The organism is Paraburkholderia sp. MM6662-R1 (assembly GCF_050436245.1).
GTDB classification, from domain to species: domain Bacteria; phylum Pseudomonadota; class Gammaproteobacteria; order Burkholderiales; family Burkholderiaceae; genus Paraburkholderia; species Paraburkholderia tuberum.
On the sequence record NZ_JBNDLV010000004.1, the window covers coordinates 2,563,234 to 2,589,771 of the forward strand.

20 protein-coding genes and 5 pseudogenes are annotated in these 26,538 nt (G+C 60.6%); 16 read left to right on the plus strand and 9 right to left on the minus strand.

Going from position 1 to position 26,538, the window contains the following annotated elements:
- Positions 1–14: 14 nt before the first annotated feature.
- On the minus strand, positions 15–1,205 hold the full coding sequence (locus OKW39_RS41680) for a M20 aminoacylase family protein (RefSeq protein WP_429565327.1): 1,191 nt from the start codon (positions 1,203–1,205) through the stop codon (positions 15–17).
- 112 nt (positions 1,206–1,317) lie between these two features.
- On the opposite strand from OKW39_RS41680, the gene OKW39_RS41685 reads away from it, so the two are divergent.
- From OKW39_RS41685 to OKW39_RS41715, 7 genes are all read left to right on the plus strand, one after another.
- On the plus strand, positions 1,318–2,271 hold the full coding sequence (locus OKW39_RS41685; protein WP_429565328.1) for a LysR family transcriptional regulator: 954 nt from the start codon (positions 1,318–1,320) through the stop codon (positions 2,269–2,271).
- The gene (locus OKW39_RS41690; RefSeq protein ID WP_429565329.1) at positions 2,268–2,441 is read left to right on the plus strand and encodes a hypothetical protein; all 174 of its coding nucleotides are present in this window, start codon (positions 2,268–2,270) and stop codon (positions 2,439–2,441) included. The genes OKW39_RS41685 and OKW39_RS41690 overlap by 4 nt, the downstream gene beginning before the upstream one ends.
- Positions 2,442–3,637: 1,196 nt before the next feature.
- Positions 3,638–4,102: a hypothetical protein gene (locus tag OKW39_RS41695; protein ID WP_429565330.1), complete on the plus strand. Its 465-nt coding sequence runs from the start codon at positions 3,638–3,640 to the stop codon at positions 4,100–4,102.
- A gap of 10 nt (positions 4,103–4,112) precedes the next feature.
- Positions 4,113–4,820 carry a P-loop NTPase gene (locus OKW39_RS41700; RefSeq protein WP_429565331.1) on the plus strand — a complete coding sequence of 236 codons (708 nt, stop codon included), beginning with the start codon at positions 4,113–4,115 and terminating at the stop codon, positions 4,818–4,820.
- Positions 4,810–5,544 carry a hypothetical protein gene (locus OKW39_RS41705; protein ID WP_429565332.1) on the plus strand — a complete coding sequence of 245 codons (735 nt, stop codon included), beginning with the start codon at positions 4,810–4,812 and terminating at the stop codon, positions 5,542–5,544. Before OKW39_RS41700 ends, OKW39_RS41705 begins: the two co-directional genes overlap by 11 nt.
- Positions 5,545–6,912: 1,368 nt before the next feature.
- Complete coding sequence (gene ltrA, locus OKW39_RS41710; protein ID WP_429565333.1) at positions 6,913–8,166, plus strand: group II intron reverse transcriptase/maturase; 1,254 nt, start codon at positions 6,913–6,915, stop codon at positions 8,164–8,166.
- Positions 8,167–8,409: 243 nt separating this feature from the next.
- Positions 8,410–9,012: a reverse transcriptase domain-containing protein gene (locus OKW39_RS41715; RefSeq protein WP_429565334.1), complete on the plus strand. Its 603-nt coding sequence runs from the start codon at positions 8,410–8,412 to the stop codon at positions 9,010–9,012.
- On the opposite strand, the gene OKW39_RS41720 is transcribed toward OKW39_RS41715, so the two are convergent.
- Positions 8,923–10,656: a recombinase family protein gene (locus OKW39_RS41720; protein WP_429565335.1), complete on the minus strand. Its 1,734-nt coding sequence runs from the start codon at positions 10,654–10,656 to the stop codon at positions 8,923–8,925. The genes OKW39_RS41715 and OKW39_RS41720 overlap by 90 nt on opposite strands.
- Before the next feature lie 143 nt (positions 10,657–10,799).
- The gene (locus OKW39_RS41725) at positions 10,800–11,129 is read right to left on the minus strand and encodes a hypothetical protein (protein WP_429565336.1); all 330 of its coding nucleotides are present in this window, start codon (positions 11,127–11,129) and stop codon (positions 10,800–10,802) included.
- A gap of 104 nt (positions 11,130–11,233) precedes the next feature.
- On the opposite strand from OKW39_RS41725, the gene OKW39_RS41730 reads away from it, so the two are divergent.
- Positions 11,234–11,896: a group II intron maturase-specific domain-containing protein gene (locus tag OKW39_RS41730; protein WP_429565337.1), complete on the plus strand. Its 663-nt coding sequence runs from the start codon at positions 11,234–11,236 to the stop codon at positions 11,894–11,896.
- Between the two features lie 75 nt (positions 11,897–11,971).
- On the opposite strand, the pseudogene OKW39_RS41735 reads toward OKW39_RS41730, so the two are convergent.
- The 3 genes and pseudogenes from OKW39_RS41735 to OKW39_RS41745 all read right to left on the minus strand — a co-directional run.
- Positions 11,972–12,172, minus strand: a pseudogene (locus OKW39_RS41735) (hypothetical protein); the annotation flags it as partial.
- Between the two features lie 365 nt (positions 12,173–12,537).
- Positions 12,538–13,371: a DUF932 domain-containing protein gene (locus tag OKW39_RS41740; protein WP_429565508.1), complete on the minus strand. Its 834-nt coding sequence runs from the start codon at positions 13,369–13,371 to the stop codon at positions 12,538–12,540.
- A 1,026-nt stretch (positions 13,372–14,397) separates the two neighbouring features.
- Positions 14,398–15,738 (minus strand): trypsin-like peptidase domain-containing protein, encoded by a 1,341-nt coding sequence (locus tag OKW39_RS41745; RefSeq protein ID WP_429565338.1) that lies wholly within the window; start codon positions 15,736–15,738, stop codon positions 14,398–14,400.
- Between the two features lie 838 nt (positions 15,739–16,576).
- Between OKW39_RS41745 and OKW39_RS41750 the strand changes: the two are divergent.
- A pseudogene (locus tag OKW39_RS41750) lies at positions 16,577–16,810 on the plus strand (IS5/IS1182 family transposase); the annotation flags it as partial.
- Positions 16,811–17,029: 219 nt separating this feature from the next.
- Positions 17,030–18,184 carry an extracellular catalytic domain type 2 short-chain-length polyhydroxyalkanoate depolymerase gene (locus OKW39_RS41755; RefSeq protein WP_429565339.1) on the plus strand — a complete coding sequence of 385 codons (1,155 nt, stop codon included), beginning with the start codon at positions 17,030–17,032 and terminating at the stop codon, positions 18,182–18,184.
- Between the two features lie 190 nt (positions 18,185–18,374).
- Here the strand turns inward: OKW39_RS41755 and OKW39_RS41760 are convergent.
- Positions 18,375–18,603: pseudogene (locus OKW39_RS41760) on the minus strand (IS3 family transposase); the annotation flags it as partial.
- Positions 18,604–19,204: 601 nt separating this feature from the next.
- Between OKW39_RS41760 and OKW39_RS41765 the strand changes: the two are divergent.
- Positions 19,205–19,606 carry a hypothetical protein gene (locus OKW39_RS41765; RefSeq protein WP_429565340.1) on the plus strand — a complete coding sequence of 134 codons (402 nt, stop codon included), beginning with the start codon at positions 19,205–19,207 and terminating at the stop codon, positions 19,604–19,606.
- 168 nt (positions 19,607–19,774) lie between these two features.
- Positions 19,775–21,250 (plus strand): DUF4157 domain-containing protein, encoded by a 1,476-nt coding sequence (locus tag OKW39_RS41770; RefSeq protein ID WP_429565341.1) that lies wholly within the window; start codon positions 19,775–19,777, stop codon positions 21,248–21,250.
- 579 nt (positions 21,251–21,829) lie between these two features.
- On the opposite strand, the gene OKW39_RS41775 is transcribed toward OKW39_RS41770, so the two are convergent.
- Both OKW39_RS41775 and OKW39_RS41780 read right to left on the minus strand, forming a co-directional pair.
- Positions 21,830–22,999, minus strand: a complete 1,170-nt coding sequence (locus OKW39_RS41775; protein WP_429565342.1) for an IS91 family transposase — start codon at positions 22,997–22,999, stop codon at positions 21,830–21,832.
- 21 nt (positions 23,000–23,020) lie between these two features.
- Positions 23,021–23,299: pseudogene (locus OKW39_RS41780) on the minus strand (tyrosine-type recombinase/integrase); the annotation flags it as partial.
- A 76-nt stretch (positions 23,300–23,375) separates the two neighbouring features.
- Between OKW39_RS41780 and OKW39_RS41785 the strand changes: the two are divergent.
- The 4 genes and pseudogenes from OKW39_RS41785 to OKW39_RS41800 all read left to right on the plus strand — a co-directional run.
- Positions 23,376–23,759: pseudogene (locus OKW39_RS41785) on the plus strand (IS110 family transposase); the annotation flags it as partial.
- A 125-nt stretch (positions 23,760–23,884) separates the two neighbouring features.
- Entirely contained in the window at positions 23,885–25,399 is a 1,515-nt protein-coding gene (gene istA, locus OKW39_RS41790; protein WP_429563146.1) for an IS21 family transposase, read from the plus strand.
- Positions 25,396–26,229, plus strand: coding sequence for an IS21-like element helper ATPase IstB (istB, locus tag OKW39_RS41795; RefSeq protein ID WP_429565343.1), 834 nt, complete (start codon positions 25,396–25,398; stop codon positions 26,227–26,229). The genes istA and istB overlap by 4 nt, the downstream gene beginning before the upstream one ends.
- Entirely contained in the window at positions 26,226–26,537 is a 312-nt protein-coding gene (locus tag OKW39_RS41800; RefSeq protein WP_429563148.1) for a hypothetical protein, read from the plus strand. Before istB ends, OKW39_RS41800 begins: the two co-directional genes overlap by 4 nt.
- Position 26,538: the final 1 nt, after the last annotated feature.

A 26,538-nucleotide genomic window follows, 5' to 3' on the forward strand; every position in this document is an offset into this window, starting at 1 on the left:
TTTCTGACGCGCGTTCAGACGTTCGACACAAGAAACCGCTCGACCAGTCGCGTCCAGAATGCGGCGCCGACCGTCAGATTGTCGTCGTTGAAGTCGTACTTCGCGTTGTGCAGCATGGGTGTGTCCATGCCATTGCCCACGCGCAGGAAGCAGCCCGGCTTCTCCAGCAGGTAAAAGGCGAAGTCCTCGCTGCCTGCGATCTGACCAAAGCCATCGACCACGTGTTCGTCGCCCACCAGTTCGCGTGCGACCTGCAACGCGAATTCAGTCTCTTGCACGCTGTTGACGAGCACTGGATAGCCCGGCACATAGTCGATATCGACGCTGGCGCCGTGCGCTTGCGCATGCGCGTTTGCGAGCGCGCGGATGCGTGTTTCGAGCAGCTTGCGCACGTCCGGATCGAACGAGCGCACGCTCAACTGAAGGCGTGCCGTTTCAGGGATCACATTGGGTGCGTGTCCCGCATTGAACGCTCCGATCGTGACCACGGCGGGTTGCATCGGATCGACGTTGCGCGACACGACGGTCTGTAGCGCAGTCACGAGTCCTGCACCGATCACGAGTGGATCGGTGGTGAGATGGGGGCGCGCAGCGTGACCGCCGCGGCCGTGGATCGTGATGTCGACGGTATCGCATGCGGCCATGAACGGACCGCTGCGGAACATGAACGTACCCGTCGGTGCACCGGGATGGTTGTGCAGGCCGAAGATGGCCTCGCAAGGGAAGCGCTCGAACAGACCGTCGGCGATCATGCGTTGTGCGCCGCTATCCGAGCCGATTTCCTCGGCGGGCTGGAAGACGAGATGGACGGTTCCGTCAAAGCGGCGTGTGCGCGCCAGGTGCAGCGCTGCCCCAAGGACCATCGCCGTGTGACCGTCGTGACCGCATGCGTGCATCTTGCCTGGGTGAGCGCTGGCATAGGGCAGGCCCGTGGCCTCGGTGATGGGCAGCGCGTCCATATCGGCGCGTACGGCAACGGCCCGCGACCCCGTTCCGGACTTCAGCGATGCGACCATGCCCGTTCCGCCCAGACCACGTGTCACTTCGTAGCCCCAGCTTTCGAGCGCTTCGGCGACAAGATCCGATGTCTGGAACTCCTGGTAAGCCAGCTCAGGGTGCTGGTGCAAACGGTGACGAATGCCGCGCAGTTCGTCGTTCAGGTCGCGGGTTTCGTCGAGCGTGCAAAATTGTTGGGTATCGGCCATTGGATTGACGTACATATGGAAAGCGAAGCGTCAGTATTTCGCTGCAAAAACGTGCGATCAATGACGTCTCAAGGTCGATAATGTTGACTTGAATGTCAACGGTCCAGAAAACATGTCAAACGACGCCGATATCTCTCAACAAGGCGCCCTGAGCCTGCGCAGCCTCCGCTATCTGCATGAAATCGCCGTGCAGGGTGGCGTGCGGGCGGCGGCGGATGCGCTCGGCATCAATGCGTCGGTGATCAGCCGGCAGGTCAAGCAACTGGAGCGCGCGCACGGTGTTGCGCTGCTCGAGCGGCAGGGCCGGCGCGTGACGCTCACGGAAATCGGCCTGAGTCTCGTCGATCACTTTCGTGAAAGCCAGCGCCGCGACGCCGAGATGCTGGCGCAACTGGAGGATTATCGGGGGCTGCGGCGCGGACGGATCGGTATCGGGTGTGGGGAGGGGTTCGTCGGCAATCTGCTGGCGATCGTGCTCGAGCGTTTTAGCGCGCAGTTTCCAGATATCGTCGTCGATCTGCATACAGGTGCGACGTCCGAAATCATCGCGATGGTTCGCACCGACGAGGTCGATCTTGGCCTATACGCGGGCGGGGCGAAGGACCCGTCGATACGTTCGCGCACATTTCGTGCCGCGCCGTTCTGTGCGTTCGTGAGCCCGCGTCATCCGTTGGCGGGACTTCAACGCATCCGCTTCGAGCAGCTTGCCGATGCCCGCCTGATTTTCATGCCACCGCGTTTCGGCGCTCAACAGTACGTCGACTCGATCATTCGCGCGGAGCGGCTCAGCCTGTCGCCGCCTTACCGGTGCGATATGTTCGCCGCGGCGCAGGCGATCGCGGCGGCGGGTCTTGGTGTCGCGTTCATGTCGACCGATGCCGCGCGGCAATATCTCGACGCGGGCAAACTCGTTGCGCTTGAAATCGATCATCCGATTGCACGCGACTTCAGCAGTCAGGTGATACGCCGGGTTGGCCGGCGCCTGTCGCCTGCGGCGGAGTTCTTGTGGAAGCAGCTAGTGGAGGCGATGCAGAGAGGCTGGGCGGCGGCTGGGAAAGGCCGATGAAAGGAGTGCTGGAATTGCAGATGCGCGCGCATTTTGCATTGAGCCAGTGTGGCGTCGAGAACGCACCGGCTTACTGTAAGTGGCCGATGGAGCTCTGGGAATTCGGATCGCGGAAGGTTGCGAAAGCAACTTCAATCGAGAAGCGCTGGTTTGCAGAATTTTGTTCCTGATTATCGGGCCGCCAGTTGCGCCCCGCCGACATGCTGAGAACAAAATTGCTTCAAGGAAATTTGCATGACACTGTTCCCCGTGGACGCGATTGAACCAACGTTGTGTCCGCGCCGACGCATCCTTGACAACCCAGGAAAGGACCGAAGTGGCAATGCCGTTGCCATGCCGGCTCGCAACCGGCGACGAGATGCTTACCAGTGTCATGCGCGGCCACCGGGAACAAAATTCTGGAAAAGGCAGGAACAGATTTATGCAAACCAACGGGTACAGAAAGAAGGCGGCCTTATCTGACTTGACATAAAAGAAATGAGCAAAATTTTGACATGACATGATTGATGTCAGAGCTTCATTCCATATCCTATTATCGTGTTCTGCGTAGGCTCAGTGTTGGGCATCCAGTTCAGTGCGTCGGCGACGAATACGACGCGTACGACCACGATGACGACGCGGAGGCAGCGCGAACCACCCTCTGGAATTCAAGCGTTGGCCCCCTGGGCGCCCAAAACCGGCGATAGCCTATCCTGCCATCATTTTTTGAATCTTGTTTTTCAGGCGTGCAGTTCGCCATTTTCTGCGAGACTGATCCGCTGAGTTTGTGAAGTCACCACTGTGATTCCGTTGACCCTTTGCAGAAATTCTGTCGGCGTGTCGGGGCGATTCTGATCATGGAATCTAGCGCGTCGGTGAGACCGACGGTGTCCGTGTGTCGACTCCTTGCCTAAATATCGCGAAGTTGTCGATGCGAGTACGAACACGGCAATGCTGCGGGTCGTATCAACGCATAGCATGAGTCTGACGGGTCGCTGCTCAACGTCGGCCAGATCAAGTTTGCAAGTTTGCGATGTGCGCTCAAACAGCCCGCCGAACTACACGACCATGTTTGCCGGTTTGGTCGCTCTACTTTTCAGGGCGCTCCATTCGGAGTTGCTCACTACTTGGCCCCGAGTTCGCAAGCTTTTGGTCCTAAGCCAGCATGCCATTGCGCACCAGTTTGCTTACCCGTCAACCCGGGTTTGTGACGAGGCCTCTTGTAAGCGGTTGATCTGCGCAGCACAACGAAAATATTTTTCCGCTCCGTCGGCTCCCTGTGTATTCCGACTTGTTCCGATCGTGCGGCCTAGCCATTGGAAGGGGTATTGACGAGCCTCTTCCCGGTTCTCATGATGGTGACGAAGGTGATCCATGGGAGCGAATCGTGCCGGGCGCAAAAAGCTACACACGGGCGCAGTGGGATGGGTTTGTTGGTGCGCTTGAAGCGCTACCTGAGAAGCCCCGGAGCGAACAGCGCGTCACGGTGAGCGATGCGATGAAAGAGATTCGGGCGCATATCACTGCCACCCAGGCGAAAGGGTACACGCTCGATGAAATCGTCCAGGAAGCCGGGCGCAACGGGCTCGATGTCAGCATTGGCGCTGTCAAGTATGCGCTGTATCGTCCAGAACCTTCCGGTGCGGCCTCCAGATCGGCCAATCCGCAAGGGAAGAACGAGGCGGGGCCGTTGTCCCGTCAGAAGCGGACTGTAAAGCGAAAAGACACGCGCGCGGGTGACCGGCATGACGATGCACGACAACCAAGGGGAAGGGAAGTAAGCGAGCCGGGATCAATGGAGATTCAGGACAGGTTCTCGTTCGAGATCCGGCCTGATATCGAAAACCTTTAGGAGGTCGGTCATGGATATAACTCATCCCATTTATCTGGTCGGTGGCAGTAAGGGCGGTGTTGGGAAAAGCATGGTAACGCTCGCGCTGGCTCATTACCTGCAGCGGCAGGACATTCACGCTGTTCTGGTCGAAACCGATACGTCGAATCCCGACGTCATGAAAGCGCTTAGAGACGAGTTCACATGCGCGGCTTATGACCTTGATGATGCGGACGGCTGGATTGGATTCGTCAACTTCTGCGATATGCATCGGAGTGCGGCAGTGATTGTCAATACCGCGGCACGTAATCAGACGGGCGTGACACGATATGGCAGCACACTCGCACGGACACTGGATGAACTGGGGCGAGAGCTTGTCGTGCTATGGGTGATCAACCGGCAGCGCGACAGCCTGGAGTTGCTGCATATTTTCGGGCAGACGTTTCCGGATACCGTGACGCATGTCGTTCGCAACGGCTACTTTGGTGCACCCGACAAATTCGCTTTGTATCAGGAATCCCAGCTTCGCAAAACGATCGAGACGAAGGGCCGCTCACTCGATTTTCCTGATCTGGCGGATCGCGTTGCGGACGAACTACGCAGTCAACGTGTCTCGATCCGCAGGGCGGCAGAAACCATGCACATTGGACAGCGGGCGGAGTTGTTTCGCTGGCGGGAGTTGTGCGACGCCATGTTCTCAAAAGTCATCAGCAGCGAGAGGACGCCCCATGACCAATAGGCGGTCGAAACCGGTCGATCCGATCATTCACCTGTTTCGCGAGGTGTCCGGCGACGTCCCGGACGGAGCCAGTCTCGCCCGCATGCACCGGGTCTCGAACGCATTGAACCTGCATGACAATGACGCGCTATGGTCGATCATTGCGGTGCTCGAATACTACGCGCGCCTGTATGAGGCCATGCCGGAGCGAATCCGGTGGGCGAGCGAGGGTAGCCTCGAAGCCGCGCGTCGCGAGGTCGGCGGCGCGACCGATGCGCTGATGCAGCAGCACCGGGACGCGCTTGAGCGATGCAAGGCGACGATCCAGTTGGCGGAAAACCTGATGCGGGAGCATGAGGAACGGTACCGGGCAGCACTGGCAGCCCTCAATGAGACTGCCATGATGGCGTTGACCGAGGGTATGGCAAATCAGGTCGCGCGTACGGCGGGTAACCGGCTGATCGGTGCGGCGGCGCTTTCGGCGCGGGAGCAGCGCCAGCGGCTGGAAAGCACAATCCACACGTTCGTTCGGGCGGTTGAGGCAGCGACGGAGCGGGTAGAGGCGATGGCTACAAGGGTGGAAAGGCGTTTCGCGCGCTCGATGTATCGCCTGCTGCTGGTGGGCGGTGCCGTCCTCTGCCTTCTGCTCGCCGCAGGCGGGCTGGTTGGCCGGCGGACGGGATGCCAACCGTCGGCCACGGACTGTCGCGCAGTTCAGTTCCGGTCGGCAGACGGCAGGCCCTGAATGGACTGTGCCGTCTGCCTTGCCTGGTTACCGGACGAGGGCTGGAGCTTACGCTGCCCGCGAGTCAGCTTGCGCGGGGTCAATGCATGTAATCAGTCGGGAAAGGCCACGGCGGCTGATTACTGTCGGTGGTGGGAGGTACTTGCGCGTCCCGCGGCGCGCTGCTGGTGTACTCGCCGCCGCTCTCCGCATCAGGACCATTGCTGGCGTCTTCGCCGTCCCGTGTATCGCCGGTGTTGCCTACAGCATCCGGGTCGCCTTCGTCCTCGTCCTTGTGGACAGCCAGGAGGGCGTGGCCGGGACTTCGCGATCGGTGAGTATTTCCGGGAGCCGTGTGTCACGAACGCAGACGTAAGTCTGCGGTGCTGTACTGAAGATGGGAGAAGGCCTCCCGAAGTCGGCTTTCAGGAGCAGGCTTCAAACCGCCCGGTGCTGCTGCGTCCAAAAGGCGCGGTGGTGAGCGACCGTGGAAAAGTCACCCGGAGAGGGTGGCAGGTACGTGTTGAGAAGATGAGCGAAAGCAAACCGTCCGATGACGCATCGTTAGAAATCTAAGGTACTGCCAAAACTGGAGCAGGGCTCCCGCTCCAGGATCAGTCGGGACGTCACCTGATTACGGACCCGATGGCAGTCGGTGTATAGGCGGCATGAGCTCAACACAGGCTTTGGTACGGAACGTGAGAACCTTGTCCTGAATGTGAAGGGAAATGACATCGCGCCAGGAAAAGCCTGGGAAAGGGGAAAGTGAAAACGGAAACCTTTCATTGGAATCCAGAGGGTTCGACTCCCTCCCGGCAAAGGCTAGCCACCAGCCGGAAGCAAGTCTTGCATGGGGTACGGTAACGTACTTCGTGAAGCGTAGATAGCAGATGCTGAAGCCGCGTGATTGAGTCTCGAAATACCTTTGTTGCTGGTGTCTTCGCCTTTGTTATAGCGGGGGCATTACTGTGCTGACCGTTACGGTGAGGTCAGTCGGGCCGGCCGGGATCTGAGAGCGGGGCAAAGGCATAGGATGGATTCCCCAGGAACCTGGGAGATCCTGCGTACGACCAGTTCAAGATGCCGAAGGCAACAGGCGATAAAAGGGCCAGGCCCAAGCGGAAGTCTCCACCGCATGGGAGCGAACGAGGAGAGAAGGACTGGGGCGAAGAAGCGAATCCATAAGCAACTTCGTGTTCGGCGCAGGAAGTCTTAGCGCCTTGATAGTACTGTCGACGCTGGGGAACACCGCTCGGGTGGACCCAGTCGAGGGAAGCGAGGTGTCGTTGCAACAGAATCGCTCGTGAGAAACACGGAGGTGCCTTGAAACCTGAAAGCGTGTCAACGAAACAGGAGCGAATAGCCGAATTGGCAAGGATGAACCCGGCCATGGCATTCACCTCCCTGAATCAGCATCTCGATTATGATTGGCTGTATTACGCGTATGCATGTACGCGTAAAGACGGTGCAGTCGGTGTGGACGGTCAGACCGCGGAAGATTATGCGACTAACCTGGAGCAGAATCTGCTGGGCCTGATCGACCGCATCAAGTCTGGTCGCTACCAGGCGCCGCCAGTCCGAAGGCACTACATCGCCAAAAGCGATGGCGGGCAACGCGGTCTCGGCATACCCTGCTTCGAGGACAAGGTAGCGCAAAGAGCCATTTCGATGCTGCTAGAGCCGATCTACGAGCGGGACTTCATGGACTGCTCATACGGATTTCGGCCTGGACGCAATGCGCATCAGGCGATACAGGCGGTGCGTAACGGGATCATGAAACATGGGGGGCGATGGGTGCTGGACGTTGATATTCGTAAATACTTCGACAGCATTCCGTTCGCCGAACTGCGGTCAATCCTCGCCAAACGAGTCACGGATGGCGTCGTCAGAAGGATGATCGACAAGTGGCTGAAAGCTGGCGTACTGGAAGAGGGGAATCTGCTTTACCCCGACGCCGGTACACCCCAGGGTGGGGTGCTTTCGCCGATCCTCAGTAATGTTTACCTTCACCATGTGCTGGATGTGTGGTTCGCCGAGCAGGTGCAACCGCGCTTGCGCGGTCCGAGCACGCTGGTTCGCTATTGCGATGACTTTGTCATGCTGTTCGCCTACAAGGACGACGCAGACCGTGTGTTGACGGTGCTCGGGAAACGACTGGGCAAGTACGGGCTGCAACTGCACCCGGATAAAACCCGTATGGTGGATTTCCGTCACCGGCCCACACGTCAGCAGACAGAAGAAGGTGGCAAACCGCTCGCAACAGTCTTCAACTTTCTTGGGTTCACCCATATCTGGGCGCGCTCGCGATGGGGCAAGACCGTTGTGCAACAACTGACGGCGAAAGACCGATTTGCGCGGGCGCTCCAGGCAATCAATGAGCAGTGCCGCCGTATGCGGCACTGGTGCGTGCGAGACCAGCACCAACGGCTGAGCCGGATGCTCAGGGGGCACTTCGCGTACTTTGGTATCGCTGGCAATAGCCGTCGTCTTGGCAGTATGGTCTTCGAGGCCAGGCGACGGTGGCACAAGTGGCTGAAGCGGCGTTCGCGAGAACGCTCCCTCACCTGGGCTGCCTTCAATCAGATTCTTGTGATCTTCCCGTTGCCGAAACCTCGCATCAGGCATCGGCCTGCTACGCCGTGAGCGAACCTGTGCAATGAAGAACCGGATGCCTTAATTGGGCTCGTCCGGGTCTGTGAGGGACGAGGGGGGTAACCTCCTCGTCTACTCGGAAATGGCAGACACCATGAGGAAGAATACCGATGTCAGGGCAAGGGGCGGAGTTGCCCGTAGTAGCGTTGAAGCTCTTGTAATGAGGGCGGAGCGAAGGGGCAACGTTATCCAGTTGACGAAGGTCGCCAACCTGCATCTGCGGGGATGAGCGGCATGAAATCAACGAAACCGTATAAGCTTGCGAAGCGCACGGTGTGGGAGGCCTATCAACTGGTAAGGGCCAACCGCGGAGCTGCTGGCGTGGACGATGAAACGATCGCCATGTTCGAGCAGAACCTGTCAAGGAATCTGTACAAGCTGTGGAACCGGATGTCGTCGGGGTCGTATTTCCCGCCACCCGTGAAGCAGGTTGAGATACCCAAGGCAAAGGGCGGAACCAGGAAACTGGGGGTGCCTACCGTGTCGGATCGAGTTGCCCAAACTGCCGTCAAGCTGATGATTGAACCGATTCTGGATCCGCTATTCCATGAGGACTCTTATGGATACCGACCGGGTAAATCGGCGAAACAGGCGATTGCGGTAACGCGCGAGCGTTGCTGGCGATATGACTGGGTTGTTGAGTTTGACATCAAGGCAGCGTTTGATCAAATAGATCATACGCTGCTGATGAAGGCAGTGAGGCGCCACATTCGGGAGGACTGGATTCTGCTGTACATCGAGCGGTGGCTAACTGCGCCGTTCGAAACAGCGGAGGAGGTTGTGCCACGCACGCGCGGAACACCGCAGGGCGGGGTCGTCACGCCATGGACGCAATAGGTAACTTCGGTCGATTTTAGTGCCTGACGACGATCCTGGCGAGCGGTGCGGATCTCCGTCCCCGGGCGATCGAGCAGTGGCAGGTATCGAGTGGCGAATGGTGATGCGGTCATCGGCAACTACGACCTCCTTGACGAGCAATCTTGTGATGCGCTGTCGGTCCTGAACGCCGAGGGTCGTCGCACTGCTGCGCAGGCGGCCCAGGAATGCCGTTACCGTTTCCGCCAGTCGTAGGTAAGCCGACTGATCGACCAACTCGGCACTGAGCGCTTGCAGTTCATTCTGAAGGCTCTGCTCACGCTGGCGCAGTGCAGGCATGCGTCGCCGCAACTCGTTCAGAGAGAGCAGGTCCTCCTGGTACGCAGTAAGCAATCGATCCATGCGCTTCTGCGCTTGCGCCAGATCCTGGGTAATGCGGTCCTGCAGACGCTTGGCCGGACTTGAATTGCGCGCCATTTCAAGGCGCCGGTTCAACTCCGCCTGAATGAGCGCGGGATCCTCCAGCAGACGTGCAATTTCCGACCACACGATGTGCTCCAGCAGGTCGAGCCGAATGGGTTTCTGGTCACATCGGGCGTGGCCATCGTAGCGCCAGGCGTCACTGCCCAGACAGCGGTAATAGTAAATTTTGCGCGCGCTGCTGCGCGTCGCGGTCCGGTACAGGGCATAGCCGCACTGGCGACAGTGGACGAGCCCTTGGAGGATACTGGGTTCGCGTGTGCGACGCGAAGCGTGCTTCCTGTTGCTTTCGAGCCGTTCCTGCGCCAACGCGAAGGTATCGGGATCGACCAACGCGGGAACCGGAATGCCGATCCATTGATCGCGCGGCTGTTCGTGATTGGCGCTATTGCGCACAGGCAGCCCGCCGCGCTGGCGCAACTTCCGGTTATTGGTCCGCTCTCGCTCGGCCAGTTGCGTCTTGCCGAAGCATGCCATGCCGTAATAGGCAGGATTGCGAAGGATGGCCCAGACGGTGGAATGCTCCCAGCATGCCGCCCCCTTCCTGGTCGGAACGCCCAATTCACTCAACCGGCGCGCTATCGCATTGATGCTCAGCCCGGCCACTGTGTATAGCTCATAGACCTGGCGGACCACGCGTGCTTCGGCGTCAATCACCGTATAACCGGCTGGCTGGTCCTCACTTTTGCGTTCGTAGCGGTAGCCATAAGGCGCGCCACTGAGCACACTGACTTCGCCTTGCTTCGCCCGGTGCCGCTTGCCTCGTCGCGAGCGCTCGAGGATTTGGGCCCGTTCGTACTCCGCTATCATGCCCTGGAACTGCAGCAGCAATTGATCTTCCGGCGTACCCGATTGCGGCGCCTTGATGAATACCACCGCCACCCCATGGCGAGCCAATTCCTCGATAAGCAACACCTGGTAGGCATATTTGCGACTCAGGCGATCAGGGGCGAGTGCCAGCACCGCCTGAATTTCGCCCGCCGCCGCCAGGTCGCGCACCCGCTCCAGCCCAGGTCTCACCAGGCTTGCGCCGCTGTAGCCTTCGTCCTGGAAGACCCACTCATCCGGCACGCTGTAGCCTTCGCTTCGGGCAAACTCTACCAGCGCCGCCGTCTGGCTGGCGATGGTCTTCTCCTCCCTCTGTTGATCGGACGATACCCGGGCGTAGATCGCGGCTACCTTCATCTGTCTCTCCATTCAGTCCAGATTGCTCGCCAGTGCGGCGCACACGATCCGGCACCAGGATGTCATAGACCTGCTCCAGCTTCTTCGCAAGCAGGCGGTCAAACGCATATTCAAGGTCAACGTGATGGCTGCGCGGGCGGCGATTAGCCACGCCCGACTGCCTTCGCTAGCAAAGCGTGGACGGCACGCGTAAGCGTTTCGCCCATCGTTAAGTCATTGGCCTGCGCGTACGCTCGCAATGTGACAGCAACGGTTTCAGGAACCTTGAGCGTGATGGGAATGGTAGGCTCGGCCACGGCAACCGGAGACGACATATGCTGCGCCTCTTGCAAATAACGGTAGGCCTGGCGCCGCGAAATCCTGTGCTGCTCGGCCATGGCAGCGGCTGCCTCGTTGAGGCTGCAACCATCAGAAAGCAGATGAAACGCAGCATTCAAACGCTGAGCCCTGACGGAAAGAGTTGAGCGCGACATATGACATTTTTATATTACTTCTTGCGACGCAAATCAAGGACTGAATCGGATCGGCACAGCGGAATCTGCCGCTCAAACTCAAAGTTATCTTTTGCGTCCATGGCGTGGTCAGTCCGATCCTGATGAACCTGTTCATGCACTACGCATTTGACAGCTGGATGAAGCGTGAATATCCACGCTCTCCGTTTGCACGCTACGCAGATGACGCGGTGGTTCACTGCCGAACTCGAGCGCAGGCGGAAGCCGTGATGCAGGCTATTGCATCACGGCTGGAAGCATGTGGACTCATGATGCATCCGGAGAAGTCAAAGGTAGTGTATTGCAGGGACAGCAATCGCACCGGACAGTATCCGAACGTGCAGTTTACGTTTCTGGGCTTTACGTTTCGTCCGCGGGCGGCGATGAATAAATACGGTCGGCGATTCACGAATTTCTTGCCGGCAGTGAGTAATGACGCGCTGACACGGATGAGACAGAAGGTGCGAAGCTGGCGGCTGAACCGACGAACGTCGGTGACGCTGAACGATCTCGCTGAGCAATGTAACGCGACGATACGAGGGTGGTGGAATTACTATGGGGCATTCTATCGGACGGCAATGCACAAGCTCTCGGTCTATCTAGACTTGAGGCTTGAGCAATGGGCCAGACGCAAATACAAGAAGCTGTCGCAGCGCAAGCGGCGCAGTGTGCTATGGCTCAGCAAGATGAAAAGAATTTCTCCGCTGTTGTTCTACCACTGGCGAGTTGTTCGCAGTGCGGTTGGGTAACGGGAGCCGTATGAGGCGAGAGCTTCACGTACGGTTCTGGGAGAGCCTCGGGGTGCAACTCCCCGGGGCTACTCACCATGCAGACTTCGCAAGTCGCAGTTCCGCTGCCGCTGCGGCGTCGACCTTCTTCATCTTACTGAGGTCGGAGGCAACCTTGGGCGACAGGGCAGTGGTCACCACTTCGGCGATGCGCGCTTTGCTGACATGATCGAAATACGAAGCGCGCGTGGGCGTCCAGTATCGCGTCATATCGAGTTGCAGCGCGGTGCTGATGGCGTACTGACACAGGATAGTCGGCGGTGATATGGCCGTTCGCGTACAGCAGGTCGAGCGCTGCATGACGGCGCTGACCCGCGCGTACGCCGTGTCTGCGCGCCTTGCCACGTGACCCCTTCATTTCGTGTACAACAAGGTTCTGTAACAAGCCCTTCGCGCGGACGGCAGTGGCTTCCGCTGTCGCTCCGTCGGAAGGCGTTGTACTGGTTTGTGCGATGACTTCGGATTTGCATGATCGACTCCAGAATGACTGACAGAGATCGTCCGGGTCACGGTGTTCGGATCACGTCAGGACTGGACCCGGGTAGGTATCCTGATCGCCAATCTGCTGGGAGGGCGGCGATGCACGGTCGCCCCTCCGGTCCTTACGCCTTCATCTGGCGCATTGCATCGGCAAGCATCCAGAGCGCGCGGTTCAGCTTCACGTTCTGATCGATGCCGACGACTGGGCGCGTGGACATGGCCCGACCAGTGCGCGAGCGGCCGTGCAGACCTCCCCTGGTCATGTTTTCCTGAACGCGGTTGAAGACGGTCCAGAGGTCATCACGGTGATCTTCGAAGCGGCGCACGTTGAGCAACTGGCTCCCGGTGATCGGAGCCGGCGTGTTGGCGTCAGTCGGGTCGTAGCGCAGGGCGAGGGCGGAGCGGGCAAACGCGTGCTGTTCGTCACGGGTGAGTTTGGCGGCGCGCATGCCGTCCTTCTGCTCGCGGATCAGGTCGAAGCCGTCGAGCACGTCGAATGCACCATTGATGACGTTCTGCACGATGTCGCCCTTGTGCGGCACGCGCACCTCACCCACTGTGTCGCCCGCGACCATGCCGTTTTGGCAGACGAACCTGAACGCGCCAGCGAGCATCTGATAGCTGCTGGTGCCATCGTGCGAGTTGAGGAGGATGATCTCGTTGGCTTCCTCGCCAGTAATTTCGTCGGCGTGGCGCATGCGGATCATGTGTTTCGTGAATTCGCGTTTGTCCTGATCGCGCACACGTGTCTGGCACACCATGAAGGGCTGGAAGCCTTCGTTGCGCAGGCCCTTCAGTACATCGATGGTCGGAATGTAGGTGTAGCGTTCCGAGCGGCTTTGATGCTTGCCTTCGGCGAAGATGGACGGCGCGATGCGACGGATCTGGTCATCGGAGAGGGGCGAGTCGGAACGAAGCATCGGGGAGCCGTAGCGGAACGAGGAAGCGAGTTGCATGGCAATCTCCACATCAAGAAGTTGATCGGTGTTGCGCTGACCGGGCTCCAAGATTCCGCCCCGTCGTAGGGGTTGGTTTCATCCTGGTCGAAGCTGGAGGTTGGCTTTGCTGCCGCCAGTCTCCTGAGTTCGCGCCCGTGCGACTCAAGGAGCCGGCGCCGGGCGGCCGTCAAGGAAAGAAGTGAGGGGTGGGTGCGGGACGGAGCGAAGCGCAGGACACGGCCCCGAACGCCTTGACGGCCGTCTGGTGTCGGCTACGGTCGCGGGTTAGGGCGGGAACGGTGGAGACTGGTAGCGGCGAAACTGCGCCGTTGAGCGGGATGAAACGCCGCGCGGCGAGCGCGAATGTGGAGGCCGCGTGCGGCCTTCACCTGACTAGTCTTTGAGGGGTAGGGCTCTTTCGGGGATTGACGCTCTGCAGAGTCGAGACGCCCGATGAGGCTTAACGGATGCGCGAAAGCCGATCCAACGGCGCAGGGATATGCCTGGGAGGGCTCCTTGCAATCCGAATCGTGATAGACAGCGCTCATCGTGGTCGTCAGTCCGGATCCTCCTCGCGGGAGAAAGGGATACGTCGGAAGCAAGGAAAGGGAACGCCGGAACCGGCGCCGAGCGGATCGATCGGCGCAGGAGCGCAGATGTTTCATTGGTTCCCGAGCTTTTGGCGGCGTTGTGCGACCGTCTCAAAGTCGGCCATAGCCGACGGGCGGTGATTAGGAGCCCTGCGGCGGCCGCACCTTGCTTTGCGGACATTCACAAACCGGCGTCGACGAATGGCAGCTCTCACAGCCGGTGAATGAGCCGTCACGACCCAAGTCGGTCGGCCCCCATGCCCGGTACCAAATGAGCGTTTTCGAAGTACAGCGGCCATTGACTATGCAGAGGGTTGACACACGCTGTGCGAATATGCCCGGTCTGCGATCCGTCGTGATCGTCCCTCACCCGGGGCGTTAGCGACATGTGTTCACCGCGTCGGCATGCGAGGCGGGAATCGTGTATCGATTAGCCGCTCTCGCACTCCGGTTTTTATTTGAGGTCGACCGTGACGAAGCTTCGTGCGTGATTCCGCTGGATCAGCAACGCTGCCTTCTTGCCAGCCTTTGCCGCGAGCGACGCCAGCTCATCCTGCGACGCGACCAGCGTGCCGTTCAACGACAGCACGACATCGCCCGGCTTGATGCCGGCAGCGGCCGCTGTCCCCGACACGTCATCGACCATCAGGCCTTGAGGAAGGTCCATGCTGTGCCGTTCCTGGTCGGTCAAAGAATGCATCGTGAGGCCAAGATGATCGAGCGCGTGAAACTGCCGCGAGCCGGCGTCAGAGCTTGGGCCTGCAACCCCGCCCGCACCTGCGTTCGCCTGTTGCGACGCTGGCCCGATATTCACCATCACCGTCATCGGCTTGTGATCGCGGATCAGCTTCAGCGGGACTTTCGTTCCGGTCTGCAACGCCGGGTTCTGTCCGGTTAGATCGGCCGCGTGGTCGATAGGCTTGTCGGCGAGTTGCACGATCACGTCGCCCGTTTTCAGATTGCCCGCCGCCGCCGGACTGCCCGGGTCGACCGACGTCACCAGCGCGCCCGCCGCGCGCGGCAGGCCGAACGCGCTCGCCAGATTCGTATCGACGTCTTCTACCTGAATGCCCAGATTGCTGCCTACACTGTTTCGCGCGCTTTGCTGGCTCTGCTGGGCTTCCTCACCTTGCAACTGCGAGCGCACCCTGTTCGCCATATTGATCGGGATTGCGAACGTCAGGCTCTGCAAGCGATCGCTATCGGCATACACCTGAACGTCGATGCCGACCACTTCACCCGCGCGGTTGAATACGGGGCCGCCCGAGTTGTCGGGGTTCAGCGACACGTCCGTCTGGAAGAACGGAAAGGTGCTGCCATCGGCGAGCGTGCGCGACGTCGCGCTGACGATGCCCGCCGTGACCGTGTTCTGATAGCTGTCTGGCGAACCGATCGTCAGCACCTGCTCGCCGACGCGCACGCGCGCCGAATCGCCGAGCTTGACGGTAGGCAGCTTCGTCGCGTCGATCTGGATCACGGCGATGTCACTTTGCGTATCGACAGCCACGATTTTTGCCTTGAACTCGCGCCGGTCGGTCAGACGCACGGTCACGTCACCCGACTGATCGACGACATGCGCCGTCGTCAGAATGAGACCGTTCGGGCTCACGATGAAGCCCGATCCGACGCCCGACATCGCGCGCGGCGTAGCGCCCTGGCCGTCTGGCGATTGTGGCAAGGCCTGCTTGAAGAACGCGAAGATGGGGTCGTCACCGTCGACCGCTTCGGCACTGGGACCGAAAGCAGGCGTCGCGCTCGCGGGCGCATTCACCGGCACTGTCACGCGGATATTCACAACCGCTGGCCCATAGCGCTCGACGACCGCCGGAAAGTCGATTGGTGCGGCCGTGCTGGCGGTTGCAGCGCTCTTTTCCCTCGCTGGCGCGGTGGCGGGCGCCGAAGGTGGCGCTGATGCAGGAGCAACCGCGGAAGCAGCTGCCGGAGAAGTGGCGACTGCGGCTGCGTCCGCGCAGGAACAACCGGTCAGACATGCCGTTGTTACGGCGGTGTAAAACCAGATGCGAGACAGGGTTGAGTGGGTCGATTTGGTCAGGTCAAACACAGCGCACCTCCCATGGTGCCTTGCACTGTGAAGAAATTATTTCGCGCGTGTGATAGCGCCGAGCGTTCCAGTGCGCTCGCGCGCAGGGATGCGATCGACCCGATACATGATCTTCGATGGATCAAAGTCGACTTGAGATTCGGCTGCAGCATGTTTGCCAGCAATGCGCCATCAGGACGCGAACGGTTTGCTCGCTCGTCCTCTTTTATTTATAGGGAAGCAGCGGGATAATTACAGCGAGTACAAATCCTGGCGTGCGTCAAAGGGTTGTCGTCGGGGGCGTTTCATGCGGCGGTGCAAAAAGCGCCGACGATCCGTTCCTGCGCATAGGTAAGCGCGTCGTCGCCGGCCGCTTCTGACTGGTCGGCCCCGCGCTCGCCGCTGATGCTCAGTAGCCTTTTGTCGATGACAAGGCGCTGAGAGCGCGCGTTTCAAATGTCCCTGATCGACCCTCTACGGCTCTTCGACCCAGCGAGAAAGCAAGGGCCGCTTCAGGAGAGTGCAACGGCCATTCGCTTAGAGCGGCTAACGCAATAGGACCGTTGGCTCTTGATGCGGTACGTTTGCGGGCATGGCGAGAAGAACAGTAAGCAAAGAATTATGGTTGGCGCTGAGCCGCTGGTTCCGGAATTCAAGCCGTCCATCGAGGTGGACGGCGCCGTTCGGTCGATGACCGGGCGGCGCTCAACGGCATCCTGTATGTGCTGAACGATTGCGCCTGGCGATGCTCAGCCGGCTGCGAGAGGACGGTCAAATCGACTGGAGTCGCGCAAGCGTTGATGGCTCTAGTGTGGTCAGCCGTCCGGACAAGCTTCATGCTGATAAGGCTTGCGATTATAGGCGCTGCAGGAGCGATTTTTGCTGATTTGCCGAGTATCGCCGCGCGCATTGCACGCCGCAATCGTCTGTTCGCGCTTTGTCGATGACTTGCGTTAGCGAGTCTTAGGCGGAAGCTGAAACGGCCGGTAATTCGACGGGCGCAGCGACGTCACTAATTTTGTTCCGCTCCGACGAGGAGACGACAATGATGACGATGGCGTTAGGCCTACGGTTAGCGTCGGCAGCTGTGTTAGCGATCGGCCTCGCGGGGTGCGGCGGTGGTGGCGATTCCGCCAGTACGGATGCCGGTGCATCGGCAAAGGCGTTAGCCGCCACCGGCAGCCCCACCGCGGACGGTGGATCGGTCGCGTCCACGATCGTTAAACTTCAGCGCTATCGGATCGACCCGACGAAGGTCTTCGTCGCCGGTATTTCGTCTGGCGGTTTCGCGGCGGTGCAGATGCATGTTGCCCACTCTTCGACCTTCAAAGGGGCCGCTGTCTACGCGGGCGGGGTGTACTGGTGTGCCGGCGCCGGGGGAGCCGCGACAGCTTTGGCAAACTGTGGCGGCTTGACGCTTCCGTCGAATCAGGCGTCGTACAACAGCACGCTTACGGAATCCGAGGCGTATCTGGACGCGCAATCGTCCCTCGGTACCATCGACCCGGCGACGAATCTGCGTGAACAGCCCGTCTACCTCTGGTCCGGCACGCAAGACCAGGTCGTCAATCCGCTCGAGATGGCCGACCTCAACTCGGAATACCGACGTTATGGGGCCAATGTTCACTTTGACAATGCCTATCCCGCCGAGCACGGCTGGGAATCGCCTGACGGCGAACTTGCATGCGGCACGCTCGGGAGTCCCTACATGGTGCGCTGCTCGGCAAATGGCGCAATCTACGATTCAGTAGAAACGTGGCTGACGATGTTCCTCGGTCCATTGAAACCGCGCAACAACGGAAAGCTGTCGGGTACGCTGTCTTCATTCGATCAGACGGAGTTCGGAGCGTCGCCAAACCTTTCGATGAGCTCGACAGGCAGCGTTTTTGTTCCCAAAGCCTGCGCGCAAGGGAACAAGTGCGGATTCGTGCTCGCTCTCCACGGCTGTCTGCAGGAGGCATCACTTATCGGAAACCGCTGGGTCACCGAGGCCGGCATCAATGAATGGGCCGACACAAACAAACTCGTGGTCGTGTATCCCGACACGATCGCGTCGTCTGCGCCAGGGCCGACGAACCCGAATGCATGCTTCGACTGGTGGGGCTACTCCAATCAATACGACCCGAACTACGCACTCAAGAGCGGCTTGCAAATGTCGGTGCTCTACGCGATGGTGCAGCGCGTGACTGGCCGACCGTAGGGCCGTCGGGGCACGGTTCGAATCGGGCGGCCGGTCGCCGCTGGCAGCAGGGCTTATTGGGTGCCAAAGGATCAAGGTGGGGCCGTCGAGGGCCGGCTTTTGACGTTCAACCGACGGAGTTTTTTGGGCATTCCAGTATTGCCCCCCGGGAATCGTAGAGGCTGTCTGGTTCAAGGTGATGCCGATGCGATGCGCTGTTGCTGGGTTGCCGGTAATAGTTTGCCTCAGCTTCGACAGGCAAGATGAGCCCAAAAGGGTTCCATCGATCGATGGTGATTGAATCAGGCCACCCATTCGAGCGAGGCCAGCTCGACGGATTCGCGAGTTTTCCATGGGGTACGGCAATGAATCAATTCCGCTTTATGCAGACCATTGATCGTCTCTCCGAGCGCGTCGTCATGACTGTCGCCGGGACCGCCACGATCATCCGCAAAGACTGATGAAGCAACGTTCATCTGCGCCCAACGAACGACCGTTTGCTGGGCGGATTCGACATTTGAACGTCCGAAGGCCCTGACGGCCGGATGACGCTTAATGGCCGAGAGCACCAGTTGCGTGAACCTTCTACAGAGCTGACGTTGGAGTCGTCAACGGCGGCTTTCCAGCGAGGTGGATGAACGCGTACTGCCGGCCATGAACGGTCCGTCGCACTCTATCGCCGAACGCCTGCTGACGAGTGACCAACCGCCATTCGGTAATGGCGGCGACCGACGATTCGTCGGACGAGCCAGTTCCATTTTCAAGTGCTGTGTGCAGCGGCTCAGATTCGATGATTCGATGGCCATTCCGGCCGACCATGACTTCGGTTCGAGCGATCTCGTCCCGTGCTTCTCCCCAAGACAGAGCTTCAGCAATGTGTCATCACGGCCAGTACCTTGATTGCCGTTTTTAATGGCCAGCCTTTATGTGATAGAGGACGTTATCAGATATCCAAACGGAGCCGGGCTGTGCCGTTCTTCCTCTGTCACGAGCACGCTGCTTGCCTATACTGACTGAAGATATCCTGCCGGGGAGCGTCCCATGGGTCCGTCGCTGTCATCGCCGCCGAAGAAGCGCGGCCGGTTCTGGCTGGTGATCTTTGTGATTTCGGCCGCAATCTGTGCTTTCTCCTGGGTGGAATCGCATTCCAACCGGCCCACCACGGCTCCTAGAAACGCTCCACGTATCGAAGAGTTTCACCGCTTCCCGCATGGGGTCCCGCCTCCGGCGCCAGCGCCATCACCGCTGCCGCCGCAATCTGGCTTCGGCGGCATGTCGCCCACCACCGTGGTCTCTTTTCTGGCTGCTCTGGTGTCGCTGATCGGGAGCGTGCTGAGCTGGCGCAGGGAAAGTCTGGAGCGGGAAAAGCTCCGCCTCGAGAACGAGAAGCTGCGACGGGAGAGGGCAGCGACAGAGGCGTTTGGCAGAACTCGCAAACGGTAACCGCTCCGGCAGGAAAACCCGAAGCGCCGAAAGATTCGCGCGGCTACCAAGTTAGCGCTCGATGGCGAGCATGTGTTCGTAATGTTCGACATCCACCCTGTGAGGATGGGGGCAGCCCGAGGATCCCAATGCCCTGCTTTCGCCGTTCCATTGTTTGGAGGGAGCGCTATGTTTGCGCCGAAAGTCGTTAAGGCAACAACGAAGGCAACTGAAAATCCGGGTGGCAAGCGGGCGCCCCAGCGCTTGGCCCTTGCCGCTCGAACATTTGGCGGTGGCACCGTCGAACAGGCGCTGATGCTTCAGCGAGGCATCGGCAATCAGACGACGCTCCGGCTGCTGGCGCAGCAGGCTTCGAGGCTGGCCGGGAGCGTCCCGGACAACGACCATGAGCAAGAGGCTGCACCGGAGGACATGATCGCCCGAGCGGCACCGCGCGGCGCCTCTTGGGATTTGAGCAAGATCCCGCCTTTCCCACCTGAGCGTACAAACCAACTCAAAAGATTTCCCCGCCACTTGGGTAATATTCAGCTGAAGCTCGCCCTTGGGTCGGTCGACGACCCGCTTGAGCACGAAGCGGACCGCATTGCCGAGTCGGTGATGCGTACGCCTATGCCCGAATTCACTATCACCGGTTCTGCGGTCCAACTCAGCCGGAAATGTGAAGCCTGTGAGAAAGACGAGCGCGGGCAGGTCCAAGCGAAGCCTGTCGGGCCGACCATCGGCGGCGCTGACGCTTCCCCGATCGTCACTGAGGTCCTCAGCTCCTCCGGGCAGCGCCTGGACACGTCCACGCGCTCTTTCTTCGAGCCCCGTTTCAACCACGATTTCAGTCACGTTCGCGTCCATGCTGATGATCGAGCTGCTGTTGCTGCCAACGCAATCGGCGCGCGTGCGTTCGCCATTGGCCATGACTTGGTGTTCGGCAACGGTAATTTTTCTCCTAATACCGAAAGCGGAAGATGGCTGCTTTCTCACGAATTGGCCCACGTTGTACAAACAGATGGCAGATCGGAGGCAACTCGACCTATCAGAGAGACAGTCCTCCGCCAGTCCACCGCGGCCAGCGGTTCCCCTGGCAGTCCCGATCCGTGCGGCGACATCCTGCAGCAGATTCTTGATCTATTGAACCTGGTGGCTGATCTCATCAACAATGCTCTTAACGATCCACACAATCTTTATAAATATTTCCGTGACACCCCACATCCGGAATATGGGTCTTGGAAAGGCCATCGAGATAACTTCTACCGTGAACGTGAACGTCTTAGTCTCAAGATTGCTGAATGGGAGGCTGACGACAGATGTCGAGGATATCCGCTCAGTGAACAGCAACAAGAAGAACTCAAGGAAGCTTACGAATACAAGGAAAAGGAATTTCCGTCGAAGCCGGCGCCGTCGATGTACGAAGAACAGGAGTCGAATCCCGCAGGCCAACCGTCAACGAGTTCCACCTGGGATAACGTTTTGAAGGTCGTCATCGTACTCGGGCTGTCGATTGCTCTGGTACCGACCATCGTCGCCGCCTTGGCCGACCCCGAGCCTGCAAGCAAACTAGCGTTGGCAGGGCTTACTCTTGTCGAGATATCTGCCCTCTCGGTGGCGCTAGGATTCACTGCACCCTCGTCATCTGCTGGTGCAGAGGCGTAAAGCGACCGGATAGTGCCCACGCATACGATAGATGCGCTTTTCGAACGTCCGGTATCCGGAAACTTGGCCGTCTGCGTTGGGTCGCGTGCTGCCGATCGCTGCCGATCGCTGCCGATCGCTGCCGATCGCTGCCGATCGCTGCCGATCGCTGCCGATCGCTGCCGATCGCTGCCGATCGCTGCCGTCTGGAGTGGCCGGGCGTGTATGCGATTTGCATACGGCTGTGGTCGTTAAGGTTTATTCGATGCCTGCCATCGGCCGCAGGAATGTGCATGCCTCCGCGCGTGTTGGCAGGCGTCGAATAAACCCGATGGAGGAAACCGCGGAATGCTCCGATGCGCTCGGAGCTTCACGGCTATGGCGATTGATAGGCCAGGGTGTTCAGCGGTGCGGGATGCGACGCGGCCAGGCGGGGTGCCGGATGGGCGCTGAGGCGGTGATGAGGCGGTGCAGTCGTGCATCCGCGATGATGAAGCGCGCGGGCGAGGTGCTTTGCGAAGCGCCAGGCGCAAACGTCCGCTCGTGGGCCGCGTTGTCGCAAGGCCGACGGTCGGTTCAGATATCGAGGAACCGTTGCGCTCATGTCTGACCCCGCCACATCGGTGGTGCGCGGATCGGGGCGCTGCGCGCGAGGATGTCGATGACGATCATCGGTGCGCCGCAGTGCCGGCAGATGAAGACGGGCCGGGTTGCGATGACGGTGTCGTCCGGTGATGGGCTGATCTCGGGTGCGACGTGCAGCAGATCGCGCATCCTCGCGAGACTGGCGCGGCGCACCGGGTTGGCGAGCAGTCCGTAGTGACGGATGCGATGGAAGCGAGCGGGTAACACATGGAGCGGGAAGCGGCGCATGAATTCGCCGGTTTCGAGGGTCATGGTCTTGTAGCGGGTGCGTCCCTTCGCACGGTAGTCCTTCCAGCGGAATGTCACGCCACGCTCATCGAAGGCGACCAGGCGCTGGTTGGAGATGGCGACGCGGTGCGTGTAGCGTGAGAGGTACTCGAGCACCGCCTTCGGTCCGGCGAACGGGCGCTTGGCGTAGACCACCCATTCGCAGGTACGTAGCGGCGCAAGCCACCGGGCAAAGGTGGCGGGGTCAGCGAGCCCGGTGTACTCGCCGAAGAACTGCAGGTCGCCACGGTGGTGAACCGACCGGAGTGCCTCGAGGAAGCGGCGCCGGAACAGGCGTGACAGGACGCGCACGGGCAGGAAGAAGCCGGGCCGGCAGGCGATCCAGCGCTCACCGCCAGGCGACAGCCCGCCACCGGGGACGATGCCGTGCACATGTGGATGATGCGTGAGTGCCGAGCCCCAGGTGTGCAGTACGAGCGTGGCGCCGATCCGGGCGCCGAGGTGCCTGGGATCCGCGGCGATGGTACGCAGCGTGTCAGCGGCGATGTCGAGCAGCAGGCCGTAGACGATCCGTTTGTTGTACCAGGCGATCGCACTGATGGGCGCGGGCAGCGTGAAGACGACGTGGAAGTATTCGACGGGCAGCAGATCGGCCTGGCGTGCCTCCAGCCAGCGGTGTGCGGCGCTGGCCTGGCACTTCGGGCAATGCCGGTCACGGCACGAGTTGAAGGACACCTCTGTGCTTGCGCAGCCTGAACAGCGCAGCACATGTCCGCCCAGTGCCGCCGTACGGCACCGTTCGATGGCCGACATGACCTTCAGCTGCCCCAGGCTCAGATGTGTCGTGGCTCGCCACGCTGGCCCGTGGCTGCGGAAGATGTCCGCAACCTCCAGCATGAGGCGTTACAGCGCGCGGGCCTACCCGGCAGGCAGGCGGTCCAGTGGACTGGTGACCTCGTGCAGCAGGTCGGTGGCCACCTGGACGTAGAGCGCGGTGTTCTCGAGCTTCGCATGGCCGAGCAGCACCTGGATCACGCGGATGTCCACCTTCTGTTCAAGGAGGTGTGTCGCGAAACTATGCCGCAGCGTGTGCATGGACACGCGCTTGTCGATGTTCGCAGCCTCGGCGGCGGCATGAATGGCACGGTTCAACTGTCGCGTGCTGAGCGGGTCGATCGGATCGAGGCCCGGAAAGAGATCCTATGTAGCGGGAGGTCTGCCGACGAACTGATCGATAAAATCAGTCAGTCGAACCCGCTACAAGGAGAGCATCATGCGCACGGATCAGACGAGCACAACGGGTGGTGAGGAACCGCTGCTGGCGGTGTCACTCGAACTTGCCGCAGCACACTGGAAGATCGCACTGCACGACGGCCAGCGCGAGAAGCCAGCCGTGCACACGCTAGCACAGCCGCAAGCCGCCGCCCGCCTGCAGGCGGCACTCAGCCTGATCGAACGGCACAAGGAGAAGTGGTCGCTGCCCGCGGGCGTGCGCATCGTCGTCAGCTACGAGGCCGGCCAGGACGCGTTCTGGATCTGTCGCGCGCTGCAGGCGCACGGCATCGAGTGCTACGTCGTCGATCCGGTGCCGCGCGTCAAACAAGATGAGAGCAGCGCGTCAATCAGGATGAGAGTACTGGCGTTGCGGCAGCGGTGGAGGGCGTAGCCCGGAACCGCTGCCGCAACGCCGCGCCGAGGAGCTCCCCGTCGTCGGGGTGCCTTGTCGGTGGTCGCGGTAAATCGGGTATGAACAGCACTTCCATGTAGCGAAGGGAGGCTGAGTTGCCCGGCCGACACGTCAACGACCATCAGATGAGGCTCTACATGAAGTACAGACTCAAGGAGAGGCCGCCCCAGGCGGCGGCACGCGCTGGTTTCAGCGCCGCCACGAGCTATCGCATCGAAGAGGATCCGCGATTGCCATCGCAGAAGAAGGCCCCGCGCGGGCGTCGCCGTGCCGATCCCCTGGCCGCGATCTTTGACGCCGAGATTGTGCCACTGCTCCAGTCCGCTCGCGGTATCCGTCCAATAGCCGTACTGGACGAGATGCTTCGGCGCCATCCCGAGCTCCCGGGCAACGTGCGTCGCACACTCGAGCGACGTATTCGCGACTGGCGCGCACTCCATGGCGAGGAACGTGACGTCATGTTCCGTCAGGTACACGAACCCGGTCGTCTCGGGTTATCCGACTTCACCGAGATGGACAGTCTGGGCGTCACCGTGGCGGGCGTCGTGCTGGACCATCGCCTGTATCACTTTCGGCTGGCCTGCTCGGGCTTTGAACACGCTCACGTCATTCTCGGCGGCGAGAGCTATGTCGCGCTGGCTGAGGGGCTGCAGAACGCCATCTGGGCACTCGGAGGCGTGCCGCGCGAGCACCGCAGCGACAGCCTGTCGGCGGCGTTCCGCAATCTCGAAGCCGAGGCGCGCGAGGATCTGACCACGCGTTACGAGGCGCTGTGTGCTCACTACGGCATGCACCCTACGCGCAACAACCGTGGCGTTGCCCACGAGAACGGCTCCATCGAGAGCCCTCACGGCCACCTCAAGAACGCAGTGCGTGATGCGTTGCTTCTGCGCGGCAGTCACGACTTCGACGATCTCGATTCCTATCGCCGCTTTATCGACGAGATCGTCGGTCGTATCAACGCACGTAATGGCAAACGCATTGAGGCCGAGCGGGCACTGCTTCAGCCGCTTCCGGCCCAGCGTACGTGCGACTACGAGGAAACGCGCGTGTACGTCACGACCAGCTGCGGCTTCGTCCTGCGCAAGGTGTTCTATACCGTCCCGTCACGGCTAATCGGTCATCACCTCCGCGTGCGCCTGTACGACGACCGGCTGGAGCTGTTTCTGGGCAGTACGGCCCTGATGACACTGCAGCGCGGCCGTGCGGGTCCCAATGGCAAGCACGGCCACGTCATCAACTACCGGCACGTCATCCATGCGTTGCGCCGCAAGCCCATGGCGCTGCTCAACCTGGTCTACCGCGATCAGATCTTTCCGCGCGAGGCCTATCGCCTGACCTTCGATCGCCTGCTCGAGCAACTGCCGGAGCGCCAGGCATGCAGGACCATGGCTGAATTGCTCAGCCTGGCCCACGAGCACAACTGCGAAGCGCAACTGGCCCAGGCGCTGCAGCAGTGCCTGGACGATGGGCAGTTACCCGATCTGGACGCACTGTGTTCGCGTTTCGAAGCGAAGCCCGCGAGCGCCATGCCGGAGGTGAACGTCCAGCTCGCACCGCTGAGCGACTATGAAGCTCTGCTTGACATGGCAACGGAGGTGGCAGCATGAGTCACGACATCGATGCCACCCGCCTGTCGCTGCTGCTCAACGATCTGCGGCTGCCGGCCATCAAGCAGATCTGGTCCAGCTTTGCCGAGCGGTCCGACACGGAAGGCTGGCCGGCAGCGCGCCTGCTGATGGCGCTGACCGAACACGAGATCGCCGAGCGTGATCGACGCCGGATCGAGCGTCACCTCAAGGACGCCAGGCTATTGCCGGGCAAGACGCTGGAGAACTTCGATTTCGATGCAGTGCCGATGGTGTCCAGGGCACACATCTCGGCGCTTTGCGCTGGCGACGGCTGGTTGCGTAACGGCACCAACCTGATTCTTCTGGGGCCCAGTGGGGGTGGCAAATCACACTTGTCGTCGGCGATTGGACTGAGCCTGCTGGAGAAGGGCTGGAAGGTCCTCTTCGCTCGCACGACCGACCTCGTGCAGCGGTTGCAGGTCGCGCGCCGCGAGCTCGCTCTGGAGTCCGCCATCAACCGGCTGGATCGCTTCGATTTAGTCATCCTGGACGATTTCGCATACGTCAGCAAGGATCAGGCCGAGACGTCGGTGCTGTTCGAGCTCATCAGCGCCAGGTATGAGCGCCGTTCCCTTTGCATAACGGCCAACCAGCCGTTCGGCGAATGGGACAAGGTCTTCCCCGACCGCGCCATGACGGTGGCCGCCGTCGACCGGCTGGTCCATCACTCGACCATCTTTGAGCTGAACGTCGAAAGCTACCGTCGCCGTACCGCCCTGCAGCGCAAGCAGCAGGGACCGGGACGCCCGGCCAGTAGAGCGACACCAAAGAACGTCGGCGTGCCACCGAAACAGGAGGATCCGCAATGACGGGCAATTCGCAGCTCACGGGCGTAACGCGTGACGACGCATCGGGCAGTTCGATGGCGACGCCCCGCGCGCTCACTGGAGCGCAACGGCAACGCGCGTATCGTTTGCGGCGCAAACGGACCGTGATTGACGCCATTGGCGAGGAAGCCATCGCGTCACGCGTTACTTTGCTGGCCCTGCTCGGTGACGCACTGGCTGCACTGGAATCCAGTTGCACTTCGACGATGCTCATCGAGATCAAACGCGAGAGCGTAAAGCGCGTGCTCAAGGCGATCATCACGCGTTACGGCATCGACCTCACCGACTGAC